The sequence below is a fragment of the Halopseudomonas sp. genome, from assembly GCF_041579695.1.
Taxonomy (GTDB): domain Bacteria; phylum Pseudomonadota; class Gammaproteobacteria; order Pseudomonadales; family Pseudomonadaceae; genus Halopseudomonas.
The window spans coordinates 1-23,586 of the sequence record NZ_JBFGFI010000030.1; the positions used below are offsets into that span (position 1 = coordinate 1).

Sequence of the window (23,586 nt, forward strand, 5' to 3'; positions counted from 1 at the left end):
AATCGCGCGCGCGTCCTGTTCAAGTACAAGGCGCTGGTCGAGGCCCATGCCGACGAACTGGCCGAGCTGATAACCCGCGAACACGGCAAGGTGTTCGACGATGCCAAGGGCGAACTCACCCGTGGCCTGGAAGTGGTCGAGTTCGCCTGCGGTATTCCGCACCTGCTCAAGGGCGAACATACCGAGCAGGTCGGCGGGGGCGTTGATGCCTGGTCAGTCAATCAGCCGCTCGGGGTGTGCGCCGGCATCGCGCCGTTCAACTTCCCGGCAATGGTACCCATGTGGATGTTCCCGATCGCGATCGCCTGCGGCAACACCTTCATCATGAAGCCGTCGGAAAAGGATCCGAGCGTACCCATGCGCCTGGCCGAACTGCTCACCGAAGCCGGACTGCCTGATGGCGTGATGAACGTGGTCAACGGCGACAAGGAAGCGGTCGATGTGCTGCTTACCCATCCCGACGTGCAGGCTGTCAGCTTCGTCGGCTCGACCCCTATCGCCGAATACATCTATGCCACTGGCTGTGAGCACGGCAAGCGCGTGCAGGCTCTCGGCGGCGCGAAGAACCACATGCTGGTGATGCCCGATGCCGATCTGGACCAGACCGTCAACGCGCTGATGGGCGCGGCCTATGGCAGTGCCGGCGAGCGCTGCATGGCGATTTCGGTCGCGGTAGCAGTCGGTGACGAAGTCGCTGACCAGCTGGTTGCGGCCCTGGCGCCCAAGGTCAGGGCGCTAAAAATCGGTAACGGTCTGGATAAGGGCATGGAGATGGGTCCGCTGGTTTCCGCGCAGCACCGTGACAAGGTCCGCGGCTATATCGACCAGGGTGTAAAGGAAGGGGCCGAACTGGTAGTCGACGGCCGCGAGGTCAGCGTGCCGGGGCTGGAAGGTGGCTTCTTCATGGCCGGCTGTCTGTTCGACAAGGTGACCGCCGATATGACGATACACCGCGAAGAGATCTTTGGTCCGGTACTGTGCATCGTGCGCGTACCGGATTACGCCAGCGGTGTGAAACTGATCAACGAGCACGAGTATGGTAACGGCACGGCGATCTTCACCCGGGACGGCGATGCCGCCCGGCAGTTCTGCAACGAGATTCAGGTCGGCATGGTCGGCGTCAACGTGCCGATTCCGGTACCCATGGCCTTCCACAGCTTTGGCGGCTGGAAGCGCTCGCTGTTCGGCCCGCTGCATATGCATGGTCCTGATGGCGTACGCTTCTATACCAAGCGCAAGGCGATCACCTCCCGCTGGCCAACCGGTATCCGTGCCGATGCCGAATTCAGCATTCCGACCATGAAATAGCCGGAGCTCCCATGTCCATTGAACAGATAGTCGATTTTGCTACCGCACCCACCGAGGCCGAGCACTACCGACCGGATCCGGCAAAGGTCCGCGCCGGGGATCCGGCGCAATCGGTATGCAATCACTACAGCAGCCCCTGTGGTCAGTTTTCCAGCGGAACCTGGGAATGCGTTCCCGGTCAATGGGACGTGAGCTACAGTGAACATGAGTACTGCGAGATACTCGAGGGCGTGTCGATACTGCACGACGACCAGGGTGGCAGCCGTAAGCTGAGCGCTGGCGACCGCTTCGTGATTCCCGCCGGCTTTGTCGGCAGCTGGGAAGTGATTGAGCGCACCCGCAAGGTCTACGTGATCTTCGAGCCGCCCGCCGACTGAGCAGCACTATCGGCAGCGGCAGGTTCGCACCGGCGGTAAATCGCCATGGTCTAAACGTGACCCAGCGGTTACAGTTCTCGTCAGCATATGCATTCGAAGAACAATCCAGCGCCCTGGTCGGCAAGATGCCGCCGGATATGCCCGCCATTAGCGGGCAAGGGCGCCTGGTACCTGTCAGGAGTCATGCCAGATGTCGCGTTTGCCGGTCATAGTCGGGTTTGGTGGTTACAACGCCGCCGGCCGCAGTTCCTTCCATCACGGATTCCGCCGCACGGTGATCGAGTCCCTGCCCGCCGCCGAGCGTCAGGAAACCCTGGCCGGTCTTGCTGTACTGATGAAACTGGTACGGGTCGAGCAAGGCGAATATCTGGACGCCGAGGGCCAGAAGCTCACGCCAGCCGATATCGAAGTCCGCTTCGGCGAACAGATTCTGCAGGGCACGCTGGTCAGGCGCATCGAGAAGCGTCACCTGGATGTGGATGCCGCTCACTGGCAAAAAAACCTGACGATAACCGGCGAGGCCGGCAAGCCATTCTCGTTCATCACGCTGGCCAAGCAGCTGCCCGAGCCATTGCCCACCGACTGGGTGATCGAGCCGCTGAACGACACCGAGGTGATGGTCACGGTCTACGATGGATGCGACATCAAGGTAGACAGTTTTCGCTCGTTGCCAGTGAAGTCTGCCGGCCAGCTGCCCAGTGGATTCGAACCCTCGGAACACTATGCTTCACGCTTCCATCCCCGCGGCCTGCAGATGACCATCGTCGCAGCGACCGACGCCCTGCGCTCCAGTGGCATGCCGTGGCAGAGCATCGTCGACAGCGTGCAGCCGGACGAGATCGCGGTATTTGCCAGCAGCGCGATGAGCCAACTGGATGAAAACAGCTTCGGCGGCCTGATGCAGTCACGCCTGAAGGGCAACCGGGTCAGCGCCAAACAGCTGGCCCTGGGACTCAACAGCATGCCGGCGGACTTTATCAACGCCTACATTCTCGGCAGTGTGGGCACCACCGGTGCGATTACCGGTGCCTGCGCCAGCTTTCTTTACAACCTGCAGAAGGGCACCGAGATGATCACCAGCGGCCGCGCCCGCGTGGTGCTGGTGGGCAACGGCGAGGCTCCAGTGACGCAGGAGTGCATCGAGGGCTACGGCGCAATGGGCGCGCTGGCGACCGAAGACGGATTGCGCAGTATCGAAGGCCAGCCGGACGTCGATTTCCGCCGCGCCAGCCGCCCGTTCAGTCACAACTGCGGTTTTACGCTGGCCGAGTCGGCGCAGTTCTTTCTGCTGATGGACGACGAGCTGGCCATGCAGCTCGGCGCGGATATCCACGGCGCCGTGCCGGATGTATTCATCAATGCCGACGGCTTCAAGAAGTCCATTTCAGCGCCGGGTCCGGGCAATTATCTGACCATGTCCAAGGCGATCTTCAGTGCGATGCAGATTGTCGGCGAGGACGCCGTACGCCAGCGCAGTTTTGTCCACGCCCACGGCTCCAGCACCCCGGCCAACCGGGTGACCGAATCCGAGCTACTTGACCGCGTGGCCAGGGCCTTCGAGATCCGCGATTTGCCGCTCACTGCGGTCAAGGCCTATGTCGGGCACTCGCTGGCCAGCGCCAGTGCTGACCAACTGGCCTCGGCACTGGGCAGCTTCAGGTACCAGATCATTCCCGGCATCAAGACCATCGATGCGGTGGCCGATGACGTGCATCGAGAACACCTGCGCATCAGCACCACTGACGTCAGCCGCACGACGCAGCCACTCGAGGTGTGCTTCATCAACTCCAAGGGGTTTGGTGGTAACAACGCGAGCTGCGTGGTACTGGCGCCCAGCGTGGTGGATCGAATGCTGGAAAAACGCTACGGCCAGGCCGCATTTGCTGATTACTGCAAGCGCCGGGAAGAGACCCGGACTGCCGCAGCCGCCTATGATCAGCAGGCGCTCAAGGGCCAACTGGCAGTGATCTACAACTTTGGCGAGAACATGATCGACGACAGTCAGATTCAGATCACCGGCACCCAGATGCGCATTCCGGGCTTCAGTCAGCCGCTGGTATTTCGCAAGGACGAGCGCTTCAAGGACATGCTCTGAGAAAAGCGGAAATCATCCCCGGACGGTGCCGGGGATGAGCAGTGCACTCAGCGCTTGGCGCGGGCAGCGGCAATAAACGCCGCCATCTCGGCTTTCTTGTCCGCCTCGACCTTCTGTACATTGGGATTCTCGGCCATCTTGGCCTGTAATGCGCGGGCCTCCGGCAGATCCGCCAGCAGATCCAGGTCAAACAGCTTCTTTGCTACCGCGCTGGCCAGATCAATGCTGTAGATGAACATCAGGTCAGCAATGGTCATTTCGCTGCCTGCCACGTAAGGCGCGAACTTGGCGTGACGCTTGAGCGCCGCGATGCCAGCGAGCAGATCGGTCTTGGCCTTGTCCTTCACCTGCTGGTCCACCTTGCCGCCAAAAAACACCTCCGCGTAGCAGCTCCGTGCCGGCAATTCCAGATACAACTCGATTTCCTTGGTCAGAGCCCGCACGGTGGCGCGCTCAAACGCATCCTTGGGCAACAATGGCTTGCCACCCTGGGTTTCTTCGATGTATTCCAGAATCACGTTGGTTTCGCTGACCAGGCCGTGTTCAGTCTCCAGCGCGGGCACCTTGCCGCGCGGACTGATAGCCAGAAAAGCCTCGTCCTGACTGGGGTGAACCACGTTCACTTCGAAATCGACGCCTTTCTCAAGCAGTGCCAGCTTGACCATGTTGAAGTAGTTGCTGACGGCAAAACCATGAAGTTTGAGCATGCGATATTCTCCTGCAAAATGAATGTTGTTTTTCTGTGCCCCTGTTGTAGCGCCGACGAAACAAAATATCCAGCGACATAAGCTGTCTGAATGCAGACGCAACGACCAGAACCGGACAATATTCCCTGTGCTGTCGGAGGCCTTTTACGGCTAGACTGCAGACTGAACTCCAAGAAAGCGAATCCATAAAAGAGGTAGCGCCGCTCATGCTGAAACCCGAAGAGATTGCCGAAATCAACCTGCTCAACCAATTCAACCTGGCCAACTCCCTGGAAGGCCTGAAGATCCATCGACACGAGGCCGCGCAGGACGTGGTAGCCGCGGCGGAGCGCCTGCATGCCCGCGGACTCACTACCAAGCCAGACGGCGGTTACCTGACCAGCCTGGGGCTTGACGCGGCAGAACATAGCCAGGCACTGCTGACGATCCTGCGCGCTGACTGAGACCGGACAAGCGATCATGGTTCTGAGTGGGGAAATCCAGCCGCAGATAGCCGAGGGTATTGACCGCAAGGCACTGACTGCCCTGCGCAACCGTTTCATGGGCATCAACCGCAGCCGTCTGCAGCGTGTGCTGCAGGCTCTGCCGGCGCGTCAGTACAATGTTCTGCAGCTGATCCCGCTGCTGTTTGACGTCAACCACCCGCTGCTGCCGGGTTATGTTTCGCGCGCAACGCCCCATGGGCTGGCCGCTTATACACCGGATCCCAATGTACTGCTGGGCGCGCAAGCGCTTACCCGCAGCTTCAGTTACCGCCGGCACCCGGCCGGCTTCTCCGGCGAGATCCAGGCGCTGTATCTGATGGGCAGCGGCGGCACTATTGCCCAGTCGGACCAGAGCGACCTGGACATCTGGGTCTGCCATGCCCCGCACCTGTCACCCGGGGCCATCGCCGAGCTTGCCGCGAAGTGCCAACTGATAACCGACTGGGCAGCCACGCAAAGCTGCGAAGCCCATTTTCATCTGGTCAACCCGGCCACCTTCAGCCTCGGCGATCGCGACAATGCGCTGAGTATCGAGGATTGCGGCAGCACCCAGCATTACCTGTTATTGGATGAGTTCTACCGCACGGCCATCCTCCTGGGCGGCCGCTATCCGCTGTGGTGGCTGGTGCCGGACTATGAGGAAAAGCACTACGCGGACTTTACCCGGCAACTGCTCGACAAACGCTTTATACGTGGACTGGAAAGTCTCGATCTGGGACATATGGCGCGCATTCCGGCCGGGGAGTATGTGGGCGCCGGGCTCTGGCAACTGTTCAAGGGTATCGAATCGCCCTACAAATCGGTGTTGAAACTGCTGCTGACCGAGGTCTATGCCAGCGAGCATGCCGACGTGCGCTGCCTCAGCCTGGATTTCAAGCATGCGGTATACGCCAACCGGCTGGACCTCGATGAGCTTGATCCCTATGTCATGCTCTACCGACGGATCGAGCGCTACCTGCTCAAGCGTGGAGAGAGCGAACGCCTCGAACTGGTACGCCGCTGTCTGTATATCAAGGCAGACGTGCGTCTGAGCAGACGCACCGGCAGTCTAGGCTGGAAGCGCAGCCTGATGGAAAAGCTGGTGCGCGAGTGGCATTGGGATACCCGACAGCTGCAGCAGATGGACAATCGCCATCTCTGGCGCGTGGGTGAGGTGACCCACGAACGCCAGCAGCTGGTCAGCGAACTGACCCACAGCTACCGGTTCCTGTCGCAGTTCGGGCGTAGCAATGGCGTGATCAATCAGGTCAACAGCCGCGATCTTTCGCTGCTCGGCCGCCGGCTGTATGCCGCTTTTGAGCGCAAGGCGGGAAAGATCGAAGTGATCAATCCGGGTATCGCGCCCGACCTCAGCGAACCACTGCTGACCCTTGCGCAGCGTCCCGGCGCAGACCATGACCAGACCAGCTGGAGTCTCTACCGTGGCACCCTGAGCCAGACCGAGCTGTCCGATCATGTACCGCTCAAGTACACCCGTCATCTGATCGAACTTGTTGCCTGGGCCCACCGCAACGGCCTGGTAGATGCCGCGACGCGCATTGCCGTGCATCCGGGCGACAGCGCGCTGAGCGAGTTCGAACTGAACAATCTGCTGGCCGCCCTGCGCCTGCATTTCCCGCTGCCGTTGCCGGCGCTGACCGAAACTGCTCTGTCGCGCCCCAGCCAGCCCTGCCAGTCGCTGCTGCTGGTCAATGTGGGGCTGGACCCGCTACCAGTCACGAGCCAGAAGAACCTGCATCTGATTAGCAGCCACACTGACGCCCTGGGATATTCGGGGCTGCGCGACAATCTGATTCTGAGCATCGACCAGATTACCCTCAACAGCTGGAACGAGTTGCAGGTCAGCCGTTTCGAGGGCGCGCAGGCATGCATCCATGCGCTGTGCGACTACCTCAACAAGGCCCATGAGCACCAGCACCGGCCTGATCTACAGGTCGCCTGCTTCTGCCGTAACCGCTCCGGCGCAATCGCCGAGCGGGTCGAGCAGCTGTTTCAGGACGCCATCCGCCAGTTGCTCGCCGAGCCGCCGTCGCGCTTTCTGCTGCAGGTGGGGAACAGTTTCCAGATCCTCGAGCGCAAGGATGGCCTGATCGATATCACCCACCTGTCCGATCGCGAGCGCCTGATGCGCTATCTGGGCAGCGGTCGGCAGCATTACAGCCCGCTGGCGCTGGATCGTTTCGCCCTACAGGGGCACGATACCGCGCTGATGCTGCGCCATGCCCACGCCGGGGAGATACAGGTCTTCTACCGGCTGCTGCCCGACCGCCAGGCAGAGATAAGTGTGCTGGACGAACTTGGCGCGCTCTGGCGCTCGCGCCAGATGTGCCGTGATGAACAGACCCTGCTGCTGCCGCTATTGCGCTTTCTGCACAGCATCCGCCTGCGGCGCCAGGTCAACCAGAGCCTCGAGACCAGCCTGCGCGAGGAGCCGCTGTCGATTCATGCGATACGGCCGGCCGCGGACGGCATGCCGTTGCGTCTGGAGCCGCAGCGGATCCCGAACCGGGGTGTCGAAACCGACTACTACGCGGTGCAGGCGATTGCCGAGACAGGGGATGACCAGAGCCTGAAGGTGAGCATCTTCTGCGGCCAGCGCGAATTTTCCGAACTGGACCACGGCGCCGACCTGTTTGCCGCAGCAGCCAGACATATACTGCAGCAGCGCGCCGGAGCGGATGAGTACCCGTGCTACATCACCGATCTGGACCTGTCCGCGATTGATCCCACCGGCAGCATGCAGACGGTCCACTATCTGCGCTACCGGCAGCGCCTTGAAGATGCACTGAATGCGGCAATGGGCATTGCGCGCAACTGATTACCCTTTAGCGGCGCTGAATGCAGCGCGTTCAGCATGGCGTTGCCTGGCATCTGCGCTGATCTGCTGCTGACGCTCGTCGGTCGCCGTCGCCCATTCGAGGATTTCCGGCATCAGCCGTCCGCAGCCCAGGCACAGATCGCCATCGAGACAACATTGGCGCACGCAGGGGGATGGCTGACGGCTGGCGACTGACATCTATTCCTCCTCCAGGTCCAGCTCCAGCTCTTCACCGGTCAGCTCATTCAGAACCTGACTCAGCACCAGCTCCAAGGGCTCGTCGTCACTGTCATGCAGCCAGCCCTCATCCGGAAAGTAGCCAAAATGCCGGGTGGCGTCCGGCGCAGTCAGCCAGATTTCACGGGAAGCGGGTTGGCGTCCGACCACCAGCCGGGGGCCTTCGGCGAGAATCAACACCAGGGAGCCGTCGATCACCTCCATATCCAGATCCAGATCACTAGCATCCAGCGCGTGCTCGATACGGTCCTGTAACAGGTCGACCTGCCTGTTGAAATCTTCTTCGCTCAGTTCATGCATGGGTGTTCTTTTCTCCGTCCTTCCGGCGCCGGTGCGGGTGCGTCTGACCGGGTGGCTGGGTATACTGCCGTATATTGCCTGTATTTCAACAAGGATTTCACCATGAAGCATTCCATTGCTGTGTTGTTCGCCCTCTTCTTTATCGCTGGCTGCGGCCAGAAAGGGCCGCTGTATCTGCCCGCCGAAAAAATCGAAGAGCCGCGCAACGAAGCCGAGGAAGCCATGATCCAGCAGCCCACCGAGCGCTGAACGATCAGGCCGCTTCCCCCGTATACCAGCACACGAAGCCTAAAACATGACAGCTTTTGAATACCGCAATGGCGAACTGCACGCCGAAGATCTGCCATTGTCCGATATCGCCGCGCGCCATGGCACGCCCTGTTTTGTCTATTCGCGCCAGGCGATAGAACAGGCATGGCTGGCCTGGGATCAGGCTCTGAGCGGCACGCCGCACCTGGTCTGCTTTGCCATCAAGGCCAACTCCAACCTGGCCGTGCTGAATATTCTCGCGCGCCTGGGCGCCGGCTTCGACATCGTCTCCGGCGGCGAACTGGAGCGCGTACTGGCCGCCGGCGGCGAACCGTCACGTATTGTCTTCTCGGGTCTGGGCAAGACCGCCGAGGAAATGCGTCGCGCGCTCGAAGTCGGCATCCACTGCTTCAACGTGGAATCCACCGCCGAGCTCGAACGCCTGCAGACGGTCGCTGCCGAACTGGGCGTTCAGGCACCGGTGTCCCTGCGCGTCAATCCCGATGTGGATGCGATGACCCATCCGTATATTTCAACCGGGTTGAAGGAAAACAAGTTCGGTATCGACATCGCTCGGGCCCCGGAAGTCTATCGGCGCGCGGCCGAACTGCCGAACATCGACGTGCGCGGCGTGGATTGCCACATCGGCTCCCAGTTGACCGACGACACGCCCCTGGTCGATGCCCTGGATCGCCTGCTGGCACTGGTTGACCAGTTGGCCGAGGAAGGCATCCGCATCCATCACCTGGATCTGGGCGGCGGACTCGGCGTGACCTACCGCGACGAAACACCCCCTTCGCCTGCCGAATACCTGGCCAAGGTGAAGGCACACCTGGGCGATCGTGACCTGACCCTGCTGTTCGAGCCCGGCCGCTCGATCGTCGCCAACGCCGGCGTGCTGCTAACCCGGGTGAATCTGCTCAAGCCTACCGAGCACAAGAATTTCGCGATCATCGATGCAGCAATGAACGATCTGATCCGCCCGGCGCTGTATAGCGCCTGGATGGGCATTGAAGCAGTCCGCCCGCGTGATGACGTCCCCGCGCAGCAGTGGGATATCGTCGGCCCGGTATGCGAAACCGGTGACTTCCTGGGCAAGGACCGCGAACTTGCGCTGGCCGAGGGTGACCTGCTGGCTGTGCGCTCGGCCGGCGCCTATGGCTTCGTGATGAGCTCGAACTACAACACCCGACCCCGAGCCGCCGAGGTGATGGTCGATGGTAGCCAGAGCCACCAGATCCGCCGCCGTGAAACCCTTAGCGAACTCTTCGCTGGGGAATCCCTGTTACCCGAGGCCTGAGATGCTGCTGCGATTTACCAAGATGCATGGTCTGGGCAACGACTTCATGGTCATCGACCTGGTCACCCAGCATGCCCAGCTCAATCCGCGGCTTATCCGCCAGTGGAGCGACCGCCATACCGGCATCGGCTTCGACCAATTGCTGGTCGTGGAGCCGCCGGGCGATCCGGACATGGATTTTCGCTACCGTATCTACAACGCCGACGGCACCGAGGTGGAGCAGTGTGGCAATGGTGCGCGCTGCTTTGCCCGCTTCGTTCTCGACAAGCGGCTGACGGCCAAGACCGACATTCAGGTGGAAACCGCCGGCGGCCCGATCGCGCTGAGCGTGCAGGCCGACGGTCAGGTCACGGTGAATATGGGCGCGCCGCGGTTCGTGCCGGCGCAGATCCCCTTTCAGGCCGATGCCGAGTCGGTTTCCTGCGAGTTGGCAGTGGACGAGCAGATTCTGCAGGTCGCCGCTATATCCATGGGCAATCCGCATTGCGTCACCCTGGTCGACGATCTGGATGCCTACCCGGTCGCCCGCCTGGGCCCACTGATCGAGCGCCATGCGCGCTTCCCCAAGGGCGTCAATGCCGGCTTTATGCAACTGCTCGACCGCCATAGCGCCCGCCTGCGCGTGTTCGAGCGGGGTGTCGGTGAAACCCGCGCCTGCGGCACCGGCGCCTGCGCTGCAGCCGTCGCCGGGATCCGCATGGGCCACCTGGTTTCCCCAGTACGTATCGAACTGCCTGGCGGCAATTTGCAGATCGAGTGGGCCGGACCCGGCGAACCGGTAATGATGACCGGCCCCGCTACCCGCGTTTTTGAAGGACAGATACGTCTATGACCGACAAGCCGTCGCACCCCACCCATCCGGCACACCAGCTCGACGCGCATACCGTTGCCGAGTACCTGCGATTGCATCCGGCATTTTTCGCCGAATACGACGACCTGCTTCCCGACCTGATCATTCCGCATCAGTCCGGTCAGGCGGTCTCGCTGGTCGAGCGCCAGGTCAAGCTGCTGCGCGAACGCAACATCGACGTGCGCCATCGCCTCGGCCAGCTGATGGATGTGGCGCGGGAGAACGATCGCCTTTTCGAGAAGAGCCGCCGCCTGATTCTCGACCTGCTCGAGGCGCAGAGCCTGGAACAGGTGATTGCCAGTATCGAGGACAGCCTGCGGGATGACTTCAAGGTGCCCCACGTCAGCCTGATCCTGTTCAGCGAAGCCCAGCGCTTCCCCAACGCGCGTACCGTCACCCACGCCGAGGCACGCGATGCCATAGGGCACCTGGTCGACAGCGGCAAGACCCTCAGTGGTGTGCTGCGCGCCGATGAGCTGGCATTCCTGTTCGGCGACGACGCGGACCGGGTTGCCTCCACCGCGATCGCACCTATCCAGCATCAGGGACTGCATGGCGTGCTGGCACTGGGTAGCCATGACGCCAACCACTACCGCAATGCTACCGGCACCCTGTTTCTGGGTTACATAGCCGATGCGCTGGCCCGTGTGCTGCTGCGCCAGCGCCCGATCGCCGACGACGTCAGGTTGTAACTCATGCATTCCACCGCCCTGCAGAGTGACCTGGAGGCCTTTCTCGGCCACCTGCAGCGCGAGCGCCAGCTATCGCCCCGCACCCTGCAGGCGTACCGACACGACCTGGAAGGCCTGCGCGATTTTCTCGATACCCAGCAGTGCCGGCGCTGGCCGGACATGGATGCCGCGCGCCTGCGCCTTTTCGTCGCCCAGCGGCACCAGGCCGGCCTTTCTGGCCGTAGTCTGCAACGCATGCTCAGTGCCGTGCGCAGCTTCTACCAGTTTCTGATCCGCGAACGTCTGTGCAAGCATAATCCGGCGCTGGACCTTCGTGCACCGCGCTCCCCACGCAAACTGCCGCGAGCGCTGGACGCCGATCTGGCTTCACAGCTGCTCGACGACAACAGCGACGATGACTGGCTAGCCGTACGAGACCACGCCATGCTGGAGCTGTTCTACTCATCCGGTTTGCGCCTCTCGGAGCTGGCCGGGTTGGATATTCACGAGCTTGACCTGCCTCAGGGCGAGGTAAGGGTACTGGGCAAGGGCAGCAAGACCCGCCTGGTACCTGTCGGCCGCATGGCGCGCGAAGCGCTGCAGCGATGGCTCAAGGTGCGCATGCTGAGCGGCACGGCCGAGCAGGCAATGTTTATCGGAAAACAGGGAAGGCGCCTGACGCCACGCGCCATCCAGCTTCGTGTGCGCCGTTGGGGCGTGACGCATATCGGACAGAATCTGCATCCACACATGCTGCGCCACTCCTTCGCCAGCCATGTGCTGGAATCTTCCGGCGATCTGCGCGCAGTGCAAGAGCTGCTGGGACATGCTGACATCAGCACCACGCAGATCTATACGCACCTGGACTTCCAGCACCTCGCACAGGTGTATGACAAGGCCCACCCACGCGCCAAGCGCAAGACGAGTGACTCATGATCCAACTGCTGACCTTCGATCTCGATAACACGCTGTGGGAAACCGAGCCGGTGGTGCTAGCCGCCGAACAGACCCTGCTGCGCTGGTTCGACGAGCATGCGCCGCGCTTCACCCAGCAACTCGATGCCAACGCACGCAAGGCGCTGCGCCATGATGTGCTGGCGGCCGACCCCGATCTGCGCCACCGGGTTACCGCGTTCCGTCTGGCGGTGATGGAGCTGGGATTGCGCCGCGCGGGTTACGGTGAGGAGCAGGCAAGGGAACTGACGCAGAAGGGCTTCGAGGTGTTTCTGGAGGCACGTCACGCGCTGACGCTCTTTCCACATGCCGAAGCGCTATTGGCGGAATTGAGCAGGAACTACCAGTTGGCGACCATCTCCAATGGCAATGCCGACGTGCGCAGGCTGGGGCTGGAGCGGTACTTCAGCGTGATCGTCTCGGCCGACGAAGTGGGGCTAAGCAAACCCGATCCCGCGCCATTCCTGCATGCACTGGAGCGCGCCGGAACCGAGCCGGCAAATACCCTGCACGTCGGCGACCATCCGGTGGACGATATCCAGGGCGCCCAGGGCGTCGGCCTGCATACGCTCTGGTTCAACCGCCTGATGCTGGACTGGCCGGACCAGCCACGCCCCAGCGGCGAGGTTAAATGCCTGAGCGAAATACCTGCCTGGCTGACTCGCTACAAGCCCTGAGCGCGAATACCTGACCCCTCAGATAGGCCGGCTGCCGTACTTACCCTGGGGCTTCTTCGGCGGATCGGCCACCACATTGGCGCCCACTTCCTGAACCTTGCCGCCGCGGGCCATGAATTCCTCCATCTGGCGCGCAAGCATCTCCCGCTCGCGCTCCTTGGCTTCGAGTGACAGGCCCTCAAGTACATCTGGCTGTACCGCTGCCTTCTTGCGCGATTTGACTACCGGCGCATCACTGTCGTCGTCGCTGTCATCCTCATGGTCGGCGACAGGCAGGTCATCATTATCGTCCGAATCGTCGGCGTCGCTGTCATCATCGCGCTCGAGTTCGTCATTTTCTAGATCGTCGTCACTCATTCCAGCCACTCCAACGGAAAAACACGCTATTTATAGCCTAACGGGAGAATTTGGCTAGGGGTGGTGGAATGTTTTTTTGTATCAGGACGCGCCAGCTGCCCGCGACTCAGGCCTCAGCCCCCCTGGTCAGGCGCTGCAACTGCTCAAGATCGGTCTGCACACCGGAGGTTTCGCGAATCCGGGCGAGAATTTCGCGCTTGAGCTGGATGAATTCCGGCTCGAGCTTCATATCCTGATGGCGCTCGGTCGGCAGAGGAACCTCGTAGATACTGTCGATGCGTCCCGGCCGCGGCGCCATCAATACAATCCGGCTGCCCAGATAGATAGCTTCCTCGACATCGTGGGTGACGAACAGGATGGTACTCTTTTCCAGCCGGTGTACATGACGGATCAGGTCGTGCATGACCTCACGGGTCTGCGCATCCAGGGCGCCAAAGGGCTCGTCCATCAACATGATATCCGGCCGCGGCATCAGCGCCCGGGCGATGGCGACCCGTTGCTGCATACCGCCCGAGAGCTGGCTGGGGTAGGCATCGACAAAGGGCTGCAGACCCATCAGGCTGAGCAGTGCATCGGCCCGGCCGCTGGCCGTCTCGACATCCGACTGGCTGTAGACGGTATCGGCTATCACCTTTAGCTGCCGGCAGAAGCGGATGTTCTGCATTACCGTCAGCCATGGGTACAGGCTGTAATGCTGGAACACCATGGCCCGGTCCACGCCGGGGCCGTCGATGGGCTGGTCATGCAGCAGAATCTCGCCACTGGTGTGGGTCTCCAGGCCGGCGAGGATACGCAGTAGCGTCGACTTGCCGCAGCCGGATGCGCCGACAAAGGTAATGAACTCGTTGGGCCGCACCTCGAGGTCGACCTCCGACAGGGCCTGGATACTTTGTTCACGGGTCTCGAAGGTCTTGCCGACGCCGCGGATACGGATACATGGCTGGTCCATGGGGTTACCTCTTCTGCCAGTGAAATGCGCGGCGGCCGATCCAGCGGAACGCCTGGTCGGTGAGCAGGCCGATCAGACCGATCAGCAAGATGCCGGCGAATATCTTGTCGGTGTGCATGTACCGTTGTGCTCGCAGGATGGCGTAGCCAAGGCCGGAATTGGATGCCACCAGCTCGGCGACCACCAGATAGGTCCAGGCCCAGCCGCAGGTAATGCGCAGAGTATCGAGCAGAGCCGGACGCGCAGAGGGCAGCACCACCAGACGAATGATCTCGCTGCGGCTGGCACCCATCGTTTGTGCCGCCTCGATCTGCGCCATGGGCACGCGACGCACATCCTCGGCGGCCATCAGTGCCATCTGGAAAAAGGTACCGATAAATATGATCAGGATCTTCGAGCTTTCCCCGATACCTACCCAGAGCATGACCAGTGGAATGAACGCCACTGCCGGCATATAGCGGATAAAATCGATCAACGGCTCCAGTGTCGCCTGCACCGGGCGATAGGTACCCAGGTACAGACCCAGCGGCAATGCGATCAGTGCCGAGATCAGAAATCCGACCATCACGCGGTAGACACTGATTGCGGTATCGGCGACCAGCCCCTCGTCAGTCCACCAGTGCCAGAACCGCTCCGCCACCGCGCCGGGGCCCGGCATGAACAGCGGATCGGCAAAGCCCAGCAGGGTATACAGCCACCATGCAAGAAAGGGTGCGGCCAGCCCTGTCGCCGCCAGTATCGCTGTGGTGCGGCCGCTCATCTCGCCGCGAATCACCCACCAGCGCCGGCGACTGACGCGCGAGGCAGCGAGGACTTTCTTTTCCGGAATCGGGGCCTGTGCGTTCATGGGGTGACCTCCTCTGCAGACATAGTCGGTAAGGGAATGGATACCCGCTGCCAGCCGCCGCGCGGCGGATAGCCACCCAGGCTCGCCAGACTTTCAACCGTCCATTGATCAGGACTCGCCTGCGGCGGCTCCAGCAACAGGCAGCGCCCGCTGCGGCCAGGGAGCGAGGAGAGCGTGATTTCCCAGGGCCGGTTTCCGCCGCTGATGCGCCCGAAAGAAAATTCACAACCCATCATGAACTCGGCCTGATCCGCACCCAGCCCGGTGATCTGCTTTCGCAGCGGTAGGCCCTCGCGCGCCCGAACAGGACGGTCGGCGACAAACATGAAACAGTCCCCAGCCTGCAGCAGACATCCCTGGCGCTGTGGGTCATCCGCCGCCGCAAGCCACACCGCGTGCGTCGTCCCGACCGACTCGGGCAATCGCTGCCAGATCTCCAGATAGCTGCCGTCGGGCGCGGTCTCGTGCACTTCGTCCGGACTGACGAACTCCATCAGACCCACATCCGTGCCGCTGTCGGGATGAAAATCCACCAGCCGGTGCCACTGGCAGCGCTCACCACACACCTCGGTAATGCCGGCAAAGCCCGCCTGGCCAATACGTTGCGCAATGGTCATGGGGGTCGGCTCGGGCAGGCGCAAATCGCCATGCAGCGATTGCGTCTGCAACCAGAAAACCCGGGTGGTGCGGTCCTCGCGACCGTCGGCGGTGCGTAACAGAGTGCGGCGCCAGACGCCCAGATAAGAGGCAGGTACGTTATTCATGTGTGGTACTCCGGAAAGCGTTTGAGCCCGCGCCAGAAGGCCATATCGTGATTCGGCCAGAGATGCGCATCGGACTCGGCAGCCAGTGTTTTCAGCTTGCGGATACTCTCCACGGCCATGTCCTCGCGGTCACGCCAGCACAGGCCGGGGGCAATTTCATCGTCTATATTTTCCTGCAGGTCGGCGGCGTCGCCGGCCAGAATGACTGGCGCTCCCTGAGGCATCTGGATCATCAGTGACATGTGGCCGGCCGTGTGGCCCGGGGTATTGAGTGCCCGGAGACCCGGCAGCAGATCGTATTCGTCCTGCTGCAGGCGCCAGCGCACATTGCCGGCAAAGTCGTCGGCGAAATAGGCGTCGTCCGCCGGCTCGCGGGCGGCATGCAACTCGTCCTCGTGCACATGCACTTCGGCGCCACACACCTCGCAGAGCCCGCCGGCGTGATCAAAATGCAGGTGGCTGAGAAACACCAGGTCGATATCCCCAGTCTGCAGTCCCATCCGCGCCAGGTGGGCTCCAAGCCGCTGATCCTCGTCCATCTGCGGCGCGCCCATCGGAAAGTCCTGCGGGTCGTACCATTTCCGGCGTGCCTGCGGGTCGCTGAGCTTGTGATAATCACAGCCCACGTCGAACAGCACTCGACCCTGCCGGGTTTCGATCAGATAGGCGAGGATCGGCGCTTCGATCGTGGTTCCTGCGCCGCGGCCGCGGGTCGAGAAGGATTTGTCGTATCGATGCGTCGCGGTCAGCATCGGCCAGAGTTTCAAAACGTCCGTCATGACAGGGCCTCCAGTCGCTTGATCAGCTCGGCACTGGTACACACCTCACCGAAGATGCCGCCCTCGACGCCGATCATCTGCAGCGCGGCGGCATGCAGTTCCGGATAGGGTGAAGCGCAGGCGTCGCTGACCGTCAGGCAACAAAAGCCCAGGTCGATGCCCGCACGCAAGGTCGAGCTGACGCACACTTCGGTAGTAACGCCGGCAAGCATCAGGCAACTGATACCCCGGTTCCGTAGCAAGAATTCGAGGTCGGTATGGGCAAATGCGCTATAGCCCGGCTTGTCGATCACCGGCTCGCCGGCCCGGGGCTGCAGCTCATCGATCAGGTCATGGCCGTGCTCCCCGCGAATCAGTAACCGGCCCATTGGCCCCGGCTGGCCGATGGGAGCGCCGCTACGCTCGGCCCGGATGCGCTTCCAGTGCGGCAGGTCGGTAAGATCGGGACGGTGACCCTCACGGGTATGCAACACCAGCATCCCGGCGCGGCGCACTGCCGCCAACAATGCCTGTTGCGCCGGGATGGGTGCGCGCAGACGCTGGATATCCAGGCCAGCCTGATCGGCGTAGCCACCAGGCGCGCAAAAGTCGCGCTGCATATCGATCATCAGCAAGGCACAGTTGGCAGGATGCAAGCCGGGTTGCATGCTCATGACTCCAGCGCGAATTCGTGGCGCACTGCCGCTAGGATCCCGCCGGCGATGTCGCCAGCCATCCGCGCGCCTTTTTCCGCAGTGGATCCCCTGGCCGAAGACAACACGCCTGAGGGCGGCACCCATTCGGTGCGGGTGGGATACATATCGTAGGGCGGGAAGTCGGCAGGCAGGTCGTCGGGAATCTTGTCCAGTGCGACCATCTGCGGGTGGTAGTGCAGCATCAGCGAGGTTTCGATCACCGCCGCATGCTCCAGGGCAAAGCCGGGGAAACCGTCGGGGAAGATATCCGCCAATGTCTGTTCACGGCAAAAATCCCAGTGCTCGAGCCGCATGACCTCCATGTCACAATCCTTACCCAGTTCACGCAGGGCTAACTGGATGCCTTCGGCCACAAACCATTGGTTTTCATAGTGCCCCAGCACCAGCACCAGCCTTTTCACGCCATGACGGGCAAATTCGCGCACTGCGTCCTGCACCAGCGCCGACAGCGTAGCGCCATCCAGACTGGTGGTACCGCAAAAATGCTGTCCACCGCCGCACTTGGGCTGGGATTTGTAACCATAGGCCAGCGCCGGGGCAACAATGCCGGAAACCTGAGCGGCAACGTCGGCACTGATCGCGGTGGACAGCAGGGCATCGGTACCCAGGGGCAGGTGTGGCCCGTGCTGCTCGGTGGCGCCGCAGGGCAGAAAGACCACGGCGCCGGCCTCAACGCGCCGCTGGTATTCCACCCAGCTGATCTGATCCATGTAGAGGGGGTTCATCAGGGCAAGCTCCTTGTCAGTTCAGGTTCGGGTCCGTCGGGCCAAGCGGCCATCACGGCGGCGACGCATACCAGCGTCGCGCCAATCCATTCGCGTATACCTATGGCCTGGTCGCCGAGCCAGGCGGCGGACAACACGGCAGCGATCAGTTCGAAGACAATCAGCACCGCTGCGCGACCAGCCTCCAGGTGGGTGACGCCATACTGCGCCGCCAATGTGGCGACCAGCAGCCAGCCGACCGCAAACAGCGCAACCAGCAACCAGCTGCCGGCGCCGAGGGAGGGCAACCACTGGCCCAGCAGGAAACACGCTCCGCCGGCAAAGATCGCGCTGCCAATGAAAGCGGCGAAGGTCTTGCTCATCAGCGGTACGCGATCTGCGGCGCGGGTCGCCAGGTTGTTCATCGCGAAGGCGAAGCCGGCACTGAGTGCCAGCCAGTCGATGCCGGTAAGCGGTTTGAGTGTTGCCTTGCCGACGCCCAGGGTCAGCGCTATACCCACCAGTGCCAGCGCCAGGGCGCCAAGGCGTAGCAGGGTCAGCCGCTCCTTGAGCAACAACCAGCCGCCGATCACCGCCCATACCGGGGCGAGATAGAACAGCAGCATGATGCGCACCAGGTCCTCGCCAAGCGAGAGGGACGAAATCAGCGCGGCGTTGGCCCAGCCGCCGAAGCAGATAATCGCGACAACGCCCCATACCTGGCTGCGCCAATGGCGGCGCTGCTGCAGCACCAGCGGCACGGCGACAACTGCAATCAGCCCATAACCGGCGAGCACCATCGGCATACCACTGAGACCCATGTCGGCAAAGGCATGCAACGGCACCCAGCTGGTACCCCAGAGGATGGTGGCGATGATCAGGACCAGCTCGGGGCGCAGCATCAGCCACCCATCCAGGAGCCACCATTGGGGCCCAGTACCTGTCCGGTAAAAAAGCTTGCGGCAGGTGACAGAAGAAAAGCGACGGCGGCGGCCACCTCTTCCGGTTTGCCGAAGCGCTCCGCCGGAATCGCCAGCTCCCTGGTCAGCCATTCATCGCTCATGTTCTCGGCTGTCAGCATGGGCGTTTCGATCGGTCCTGGGGCCACCGCGTTTATCCGTACGCGCGGAGCGAACTCGCGGGCCAGGGAGCGCGTCAGGCCTATGACGCCGGCCTTGGCCGTGCAGTAGGCGACATAATGCTCGCGACCGAGGAAACCCAGATCGGAACTGACATTGACGATGCTTCCCGCGCCCGCCGCTTGCATGCCTTCAAGCGCGTGGCGGCAACAGCGATATACCGCATCCAGGTCAACGGCCATGACCCGCTGCCAATCCTGCTCGTCGGTGGCTAAAAAAGGCTTTTCCAGAATGATGCCGGCATTGTTCACCAGGCCATCGAGGGGACCATCAGTGCAGGCCAGCGCAAACATCGCCTTCACGGCCGCCGGATCGGTGACATCGGCTTCGGCTGCCCGGACCTGACCGCCGCGGGTGCGAATAAGGTCGATCAGCTCACCCGCCTGCTCCGCCTGCCGATGGTGATTGATCCACACCTCGGCACCGTTGGCGGCCAACAGCAGCGCGCAGGCGCGGCCGATGCCAGTGGTTGCACCGGTGACAAGAATGCGCTGGTCCCGCAGGTCATAAGTGGCCATCAGTGCATGACCTCGCCGTGGCTGACTACCAGCGCCTGACCGGTAATTGCCTGTGACAGCGGGCTGCCGAGAAACAGAAAGGTTCCAGCCAGCTGCTCAGGCGTCAGCAGCTCCGCAATCACCTGGCCGGCGAGAATCTGTGCGAGCTCCTGCTCTTCGCTGCGCCCGCTGGCCTGCGCCATTGCCCCCAGGGATGCCATCGCAGCCTCCGTACCGACCCAGCCCGGGCATACGGCGTTCACACGGATGCGCCGGCTACCCAGTTCCCACGCGAGGGACCGGGTCAGCCCGATGACCGCATGCTTGCTGGCGCAGTAGGCGGAAAACCCTGCCACCGCGCTGAGCCCCCAGATCGACGACTGGTTGATGATGCTACCGCCATCGCGCAGCAGCGGCAGCAGCGCCCGCGTCAGCCGCAGCATGCTGACGACGTTGTTATCGAGCTGGGCCTGCCAGCGTTGATTGGCGTCGGGGGCATCGTCGGCCAGCGGGGTAGGCAACTCCATACCGGCGTTGTTGACCAAGACATCGACGGGCACACCATCTTCGCCTAGCCAGGCCGCGCAACGCAGCACTTCGGCATCATCGGCAAGATCCACACACAACGACCGGACCCGCTCGGGTTCCAGCCCCGACTCCGCGGCAAGCTGGTCAGCGACCGCAGCCAATGCCGAAGCATTGCGGTCGAGCAGCACCAGCTGCGCACCCTGACCGGCGAAAGCACGAGCCAGACCCTTGCCGATGCCACTCGCAGCGCCACTGATCACTACGCACCGGTTGCTGTAGTCGAGGTTCTGCATGGTCAGACCGCCGTCAGAAAGGAGACACCGACTGCGCCGTAGAAACCCTCTGCGCGCCCGGGTCCCTCACCGAAATGACCGTAGTCGTCGTCGGTAACACGGCGTAGGCGATAACGGTGGAAGCTGCCGACCAGCTCTTTCATTGGCACTACCTGGCGGTAACCGTCGGTATATAACTCCGAATGCAACTTCGGCAGGCGATACCAGGGTGCGACAGGTTTCTCGTGGTGTGCATTGTGATAGGTGAAGTTGAGTACAAGCAGGTTCAACATCGGCCAGCGCAGGGACACCAGGTTGCTGAAGGTATTCTGCTGCTCGTAGGCCCGGTCGCGCAGCTTGTCGGCGGGAATGTCACCGTCCTCGAGCACCGCGAAGGCATCATAGGTGTGCTGGTAGGCATCGGTGAAGCGAAGCACCGTGATCATCAGCAACCAGGCGACCGCATATAGCCCCAGCGCGACCGGCGACAACCAGCCGAGCAGCGCGAATGCCGCCACGCGCAACGCCAGGGTGGCCGCCACGGCAGGGCGCCGAGCGCGTTGCTTGTCGCTGCTCTCAAGGAAGGGCAGGAGTATGACGTAGCCATGCAGGAGCAGTTCCACGGCCGGTATATAGGCCCACTCCAGCGCCAGAATGATCTTGCGCGCCCAGGCTGGAAGGCTGTTGATAAATTGCTTGCTATCAAAGGTGAGCACATCGGCGCGGTCAACGTGGTGGCGCATGTGCTTGTGACGCAAATCCTGGAAGCCGGCATAGCAGCCGCCGGTCATCCAGCTGAATACCGCGCCGGCTCGGGCATTGTGCGCCGGCTTGCTGAAAATCGTGCCGTGGGCAAATTCATGCATGAGGTAGGCGCCGATGATCATCGCGTGGGCCAGCAGCAGCGTGCCGGCGGCCTTGAGCAACCATGACTCGGCAAACAGCAGGCCGATACCCAACACATAGCCGAACAGGCTGTAGGTCATCGCCAGGCTGTTAGGCACGGGGCCATCGGCGTAGCGGAAAAGCGGCTTGGGCCGGGAAGCAGCCTTTGGCTTGTTTGCTGGTGCAGATGAGGGTGCAGACATAACTCCTCCGATTCGCAGCGCCAACCGGAATGCCGCCGTGACACGGCAGCACCGGGTACGCATGCGTCTGGGTTATTCGTTCAGCGTTTCAACAAAGCTGGCGTCAAAGGTGTCGCCAAAGTCGGGCGCTGCTGGGATTTGCTGATTCTTCACCAGGATGTCGGCGATCACCGCACCGCTGCCATAGAACGACATCGTGGAGTCCGACTCCTTGAAGATATCGGCCATTTCGTCGAGCGGGATGTTGTACACACCTTCCATCTGTTCGGTCGCTTCGGCTCCACTTACTCCCAGCACCTTGCCGATGATGGTTGCAGACTCCTCGGGATTGGCCTGCATGTAATCCAGGCCCGCCTGGTAACCCTTGATCATTGCGCTGATGGCCTCTTCACGCTCATCGATTACCTTTTCATCGAATACCAGTACGTCGGTGATCAAACCGGGAGCCTCGGCGGAGGAATACACCACGTGGAAACGCTCACCATCCCCCATGCCGACTATCTGCGATACGTTGGGCTCATAGGTCACACCCACCGGCAGGTTGCCTGAGGCCATGGCACTGGGGATGGCCTCAGGTGTCATATTTACCGCACGGATATCCTTCTCGGTCATGTCGTTGATCTGCAGCGCGTAGGCAAGCAGGAAATCCGAGGGGGACAAGGGGTTGTAACCCACCTGCTTGCCCTTGAAATCGGCAACCGAAGTGATCGACTTGTCCGCAACGATCGCGTCACCACCGTCAGAAAAATCGATCGGCATGACAACCTTGTGGTTCAGGCCCTTGGCAACCGAACCGACCACCTGGTCGTAGGTCAGCATGCCGCCGTCCACCGCACTGCTGGCCATGGCTGACGGAATCAGCGCCGGATCATTGAAGAACTGCAACTCGACATCGAGGCCGAACTGTTCATAGAGATCCAGTTCATCGGCCACATAGAACGGACCGTAGCCGGCCCATACGACGGTACCGATGGTCAGTGGTTCGTCTGCCTGCACGGCAAAGGGAACAATCAGGGTGGCGGCGGCCAGACTGGCGCCAGCCAGGGACTTGCGGATCGAACGGATCAGAGGGGCGGTCATGGTCAGACTCCTGCACGGTTGGAAAAAATATCGGGGACGCGTCGTCATGACGATCTCCCGGGCTTTTATCCCGCCGTGTAGCTCTCATCCTGAGAGCCGGAAAACTCTCGGACCAGACATCTGTAAACAGACCGGAACCCTAGTTCGCCTTGGTGCTACTCCTGTGTGTGACGCGTCATAAGCCTTGCGGACTCATCCCGATTCACTGCAAACCAATGCATGCTTGATGCCAGCTTGCCGCCATGCTCATTAATTCGCTTTTAATTCATGAAGTTAAGATGGCCTGCAGAACACAGGCCAGGGAAGGAAGGCTGTCAGAACGGTTATAAAATGCACAGTTGGAGTGCGAACACTCAGCAACCAGGGCCAGACGCTCCTAAAGTGAGCGTCCGCTGTTGACCTGGTCCGCCAGGCGCAGGGTTTCGTGTTTATGCAGATCGTAGAGCTCCTGCATTACATCCTTTGCCTCGGGTATCGCGGCGCGTTCGACCATGGAGAAGTAAAGATCGATTATCTGGTTATGGACGTCGAAGACCTCTTCGCTGATTCGTTCGTAATCCCAGTCATCAAAGTTCAGTTTGCGATCGTCCCGGGGCGGCAAATCCTCGCTCACATGCTCGTAGAGCCAGGTATTGAGCGCCTTTTCGTCGGCACGGCCACCGAACTTGCGTACCGTATCGGCGAGCATCCGCTCATGGTCAGCCACATAGGTGAGCAAGCCCTTGGCACGCTCGTCACCATTGAGCTCGGCGGCTTTCTGCATTCGATCGGCCAGCATGTCATGCACGCCGCTGTTCCATTTGATCAGGTCTGCAAAGGTCTCTGCCTTCATTAGTCGCTCCCTTTTGTCAGGACGTTC

Annotated in this window: 27 protein-coding genes and 1 riboswitch; of the genes, 11 read left to right on the forward strand and 16 right to left on the reverse strand. The window is 61.8% G+C overall.

Features of this window, described 5'->3' with window-relative positions:
• The 3 genes from ABYA88_RS08250 to ABYA88_RS08260 all read left to right on the forward strand — a co-directional run.
• Positions 1 to 1,308: CoA-acylating methylmalonate-semialdehyde dehydrogenase (locus ABYA88_RS08250; protein ID WP_373186599.1), on the forward strand; the 1,308-nt coding region annotated here is incomplete at its 5' end.
• A gap of 11 nt (positions 1,309 to 1,319) precedes the next feature.
• Positions 1,320 to 1,685, forward strand: coding sequence for a cupin domain-containing protein (locus ABYA88_RS08255; RefSeq protein WP_373186600.1), 366 nt, complete (start codon positions 1,320 to 1,322; stop codon positions 1,683 to 1,685).
• A gap of 190 nt (positions 1,686 to 1,875) precedes the next feature.
• Complete coding sequence (locus ABYA88_RS08260; protein WP_373186602.1) at positions 1,876 to 3,780, forward strand: beta-ketoacyl synthase; 1,905 nt, start codon at positions 1,876 to 1,878, stop codon at positions 3,778 to 3,780.
• Between the two features lie 47 nt (positions 3,781 to 3,827).
• Here the strand turns inward: ABYA88_RS08260 and ABYA88_RS08265 are convergent, their stop codons facing one another.
• A complete protein-coding gene (locus ABYA88_RS08265) occupies positions 3,828 to 4,487 on the reverse strand; it encodes a glutathione S-transferase family protein (protein ID WP_373186603.1) in 660 nt (219 codons plus the stop codon).
• Between the two features lie 206 nt (positions 4,488 to 4,693).
• Between ABYA88_RS08265 and ABYA88_RS08270 the strand changes: the two genes are divergently transcribed.
• Positions 4,694 to 4,930, forward strand: a complete 237-nt coding sequence (locus tag ABYA88_RS08270) for a TIGR02647 family protein (protein ID WP_373186604.1) — start codon at positions 4,694 to 4,696, stop codon at positions 4,928 to 4,930.
• Positions 4,931 to 4,946: 16 nt separating this feature from the next.
• Complete coding sequence (locus tag ABYA88_RS08275; RefSeq protein WP_373186605.1) at positions 4,947 to 7,790, forward strand: class I adenylate cyclase; 2,844 nt, start codon at positions 4,947 to 4,949, stop codon at positions 7,788 to 7,790.
• Here the strand turns inward: ABYA88_RS08275 and ABYA88_RS08280 are convergent, their stop codons facing one another.
• Positions 7,791 to 7,988 carry a DUF1289 domain-containing protein gene (locus tag ABYA88_RS08280; RefSeq protein ID WP_373186606.1) on the reverse strand — a complete coding sequence of 66 codons (198 nt, stop codon included), beginning with the start codon at positions 7,986 to 7,988 and terminating at the stop codon, positions 7,791 to 7,793.
• Positions 7,989 to 8,327 carry an iron donor protein CyaY gene (gene cyaY / locus ABYA88_RS08285; protein WP_373186607.1) on the reverse strand — a complete coding sequence of 113 codons (339 nt, stop codon included), beginning with the start codon at positions 8,325 to 8,327 and terminating at the stop codon, positions 7,989 to 7,991.
• Positions 8,328 to 8,429: 102 nt separating this feature from the next.
• On the opposite strand from cyaY, the gene ABYA88_RS08290 reads away from it, so the two are divergent.
• The 6 genes from ABYA88_RS08290 to ABYA88_RS08315 are packed head-to-tail and all read left to right on the forward strand — an operon-like array spanning position 8,430 to position 13,028.
• Entirely contained in the window at positions 8,430 to 8,576 is a 147-nt protein-coding gene (locus ABYA88_RS08290) for a lipoprotein (protein WP_373186608.1), read from the forward strand.
• A gap of 46 nt (positions 8,577 to 8,622) precedes the next feature.
• Positions 8,623 to 9,876, forward strand: coding sequence for a diaminopimelate decarboxylase (gene lysA, locus ABYA88_RS08295; RefSeq protein ID WP_373186610.1), 1,254 nt, complete (start codon positions 8,623 to 8,625; stop codon positions 9,874 to 9,876).
• Position 9,877: 1 nt separating this feature from the next.
• Positions 9,878 to 10,708, forward strand: a complete 831-nt coding sequence (gene dapF, locus ABYA88_RS08300; RefSeq protein ID WP_373186611.1) for a diaminopimelate epimerase — start codon at positions 9,878 to 9,880, stop codon at positions 10,706 to 10,708.
• The gene (locus ABYA88_RS08305) at positions 10,705 to 11,418 is read left to right on the forward strand and encodes a DUF484 family protein (RefSeq protein ID WP_373186612.1); all 714 of its coding nucleotides are present in this window, start codon (positions 10,705 to 10,707) and stop codon (positions 11,416 to 11,418) included. The genes dapF and ABYA88_RS08305 overlap by 4 nt, the downstream gene beginning before the upstream one ends.
• A gap of 18 nt (positions 11,419 to 11,436) precedes the next feature.
• Entirely contained in the window at positions 11,437 to 12,333 is an 897-nt protein-coding gene (xerC, locus tag ABYA88_RS08310; protein WP_373186636.1) for a tyrosine recombinase XerC, read from the forward strand.
• Positions 12,330 to 13,028 (forward strand): HAD family hydrolase, encoded by a 699-nt coding sequence (locus ABYA88_RS08315; RefSeq protein WP_373186613.1) that lies wholly within the window; start codon positions 12,330 to 12,332, stop codon positions 13,026 to 13,028. The genes xerC and ABYA88_RS08315 overlap by 4 nt, the downstream gene beginning before the upstream one ends.
• Positions 13,029 to 13,046: 18 nt before the next feature.
• Here the strand turns inward: ABYA88_RS08315 and ABYA88_RS08320 are convergent, their stop codons facing one another.
• The 13 genes from ABYA88_RS08320 to ABYA88_RS08380 all read right to left on the reverse strand — a co-directional run bounded on the left by ABYA88_RS08320 (position 13,047) and on the right by ABYA88_RS08380 (position 23,559).
• Positions 13,047 to 13,385, reverse strand: coding sequence for a hypothetical protein (locus ABYA88_RS08320; RefSeq protein WP_373186614.1), 339 nt, complete (start codon positions 13,383 to 13,385; stop codon positions 13,047 to 13,049).
• A gap of 106 nt (positions 13,386 to 13,491) precedes the next feature.
• Positions 13,492 to 14,334, reverse strand: a complete 843-nt coding sequence (locus ABYA88_RS08325; protein WP_373186616.1) for an ABC transporter ATP-binding protein — start codon at positions 14,332 to 14,334, stop codon at positions 13,492 to 13,494.
• A 4-nt stretch (positions 14,335 to 14,338) separates the two neighbouring features.
• Positions 14,339 to 15,181, reverse strand: a complete 843-nt coding sequence (locus tag ABYA88_RS08330; RefSeq protein ID WP_373186617.1) for an ABC transporter permease — start codon at positions 15,179 to 15,181, stop codon at positions 14,339 to 14,341.
• Entirely contained in the window at positions 15,178 to 15,945 is a 768-nt protein-coding gene (locus ABYA88_RS08335; RefSeq protein WP_373186618.1) for a hypothetical protein, read from the reverse strand. Before ABYA88_RS08335 ends, ABYA88_RS08330 begins: the two co-directional genes overlap by 4 nt.
• Positions 15,942 to 16,724, reverse strand: coding sequence for an N-acyl homoserine lactonase family protein (locus tag ABYA88_RS08340; protein WP_373186619.1), 783 nt, complete (start codon positions 16,722 to 16,724; stop codon positions 15,942 to 15,944). The genes ABYA88_RS08335 and ABYA88_RS08340 overlap by 4 nt, the downstream gene beginning before the upstream one ends.
• Complete coding sequence (locus ABYA88_RS08345) at positions 16,721 to 17,377, reverse strand: cysteine hydrolase family protein (protein WP_373186620.1); 657 nt, start codon at positions 17,375 to 17,377, stop codon at positions 16,721 to 16,723. The genes ABYA88_RS08340 and ABYA88_RS08345 overlap by 4 nt, the downstream gene beginning before the upstream one ends.
• Complete coding sequence (locus tag ABYA88_RS08350; protein ID WP_373186621.1) at positions 17,374 to 18,144, reverse strand: creatininase; 771 nt, start codon at positions 18,142 to 18,144, stop codon at positions 17,374 to 17,376. Before ABYA88_RS08350 ends, ABYA88_RS08345 begins: the two co-directional genes overlap by 4 nt.
• Positions 18,144 to 19,025, reverse strand: a complete 882-nt coding sequence (locus ABYA88_RS08355; protein ID WP_373186622.1) for a DMT family transporter — start codon at positions 19,023 to 19,025, stop codon at positions 18,144 to 18,146. The genes ABYA88_RS08350 and ABYA88_RS08355 overlap by 1 nt, the downstream gene beginning before the upstream one ends.
• Positions 19,025 to 19,780, reverse strand: a complete 756-nt coding sequence (locus tag ABYA88_RS08360) for an SDR family NAD(P)-dependent oxidoreductase (RefSeq protein ID WP_373186623.1) — start codon at positions 19,778 to 19,780, stop codon at positions 19,025 to 19,027. Before ABYA88_RS08360 ends, ABYA88_RS08355 begins: the two co-directional genes overlap by 1 nt.
• On the reverse strand, positions 19,780 to 20,580 hold the full coding sequence (locus tag ABYA88_RS08365) for an SDR family NAD(P)-dependent oxidoreductase (protein WP_373186624.1): 801 nt from the start codon (positions 20,578 to 20,580) through the stop codon (positions 19,780 to 19,782). The genes ABYA88_RS08360 and ABYA88_RS08365 overlap by 1 nt, the downstream gene beginning before the upstream one ends.
• Positions 20,581 to 20,582: 2 nt before the next feature.
• Positions 20,583 to 21,647, reverse strand: a complete 1,065-nt coding sequence (locus ABYA88_RS08370) for a fatty acid desaturase (protein ID WP_373186625.1) — start codon at positions 21,645 to 21,647, stop codon at positions 20,583 to 20,585.
• 72 nt (positions 21,648 to 21,719) lie between these two features.
• Positions 21,720 to 22,727 (reverse strand): ABC transporter substrate-binding protein, encoded by a 1,008-nt coding sequence (locus tag ABYA88_RS08375; RefSeq protein ID WP_373186626.1) that lies wholly within the window; start codon positions 22,725 to 22,727, stop codon positions 21,720 to 21,722.
• 52 nt (positions 22,728 to 22,779) lie between these two features.
• Positions 22,780 to 22,881: riboswitch (guanidine-I (ykkC/yxkD leader) on the reverse strand.
• 222 nt (positions 22,882 to 23,103) lie between these two features.
• Positions 23,104 to 23,559 carry an ATPase gene (locus tag ABYA88_RS08380; RefSeq protein ID WP_373186627.1) on the reverse strand — a complete coding sequence of 152 codons (456 nt, stop codon included), beginning with the start codon at positions 23,557 to 23,559 and terminating at the stop codon, positions 23,104 to 23,106.
• Between the last annotated feature and the right edge of the window lie 27 nt (positions 23,560 to 23,586).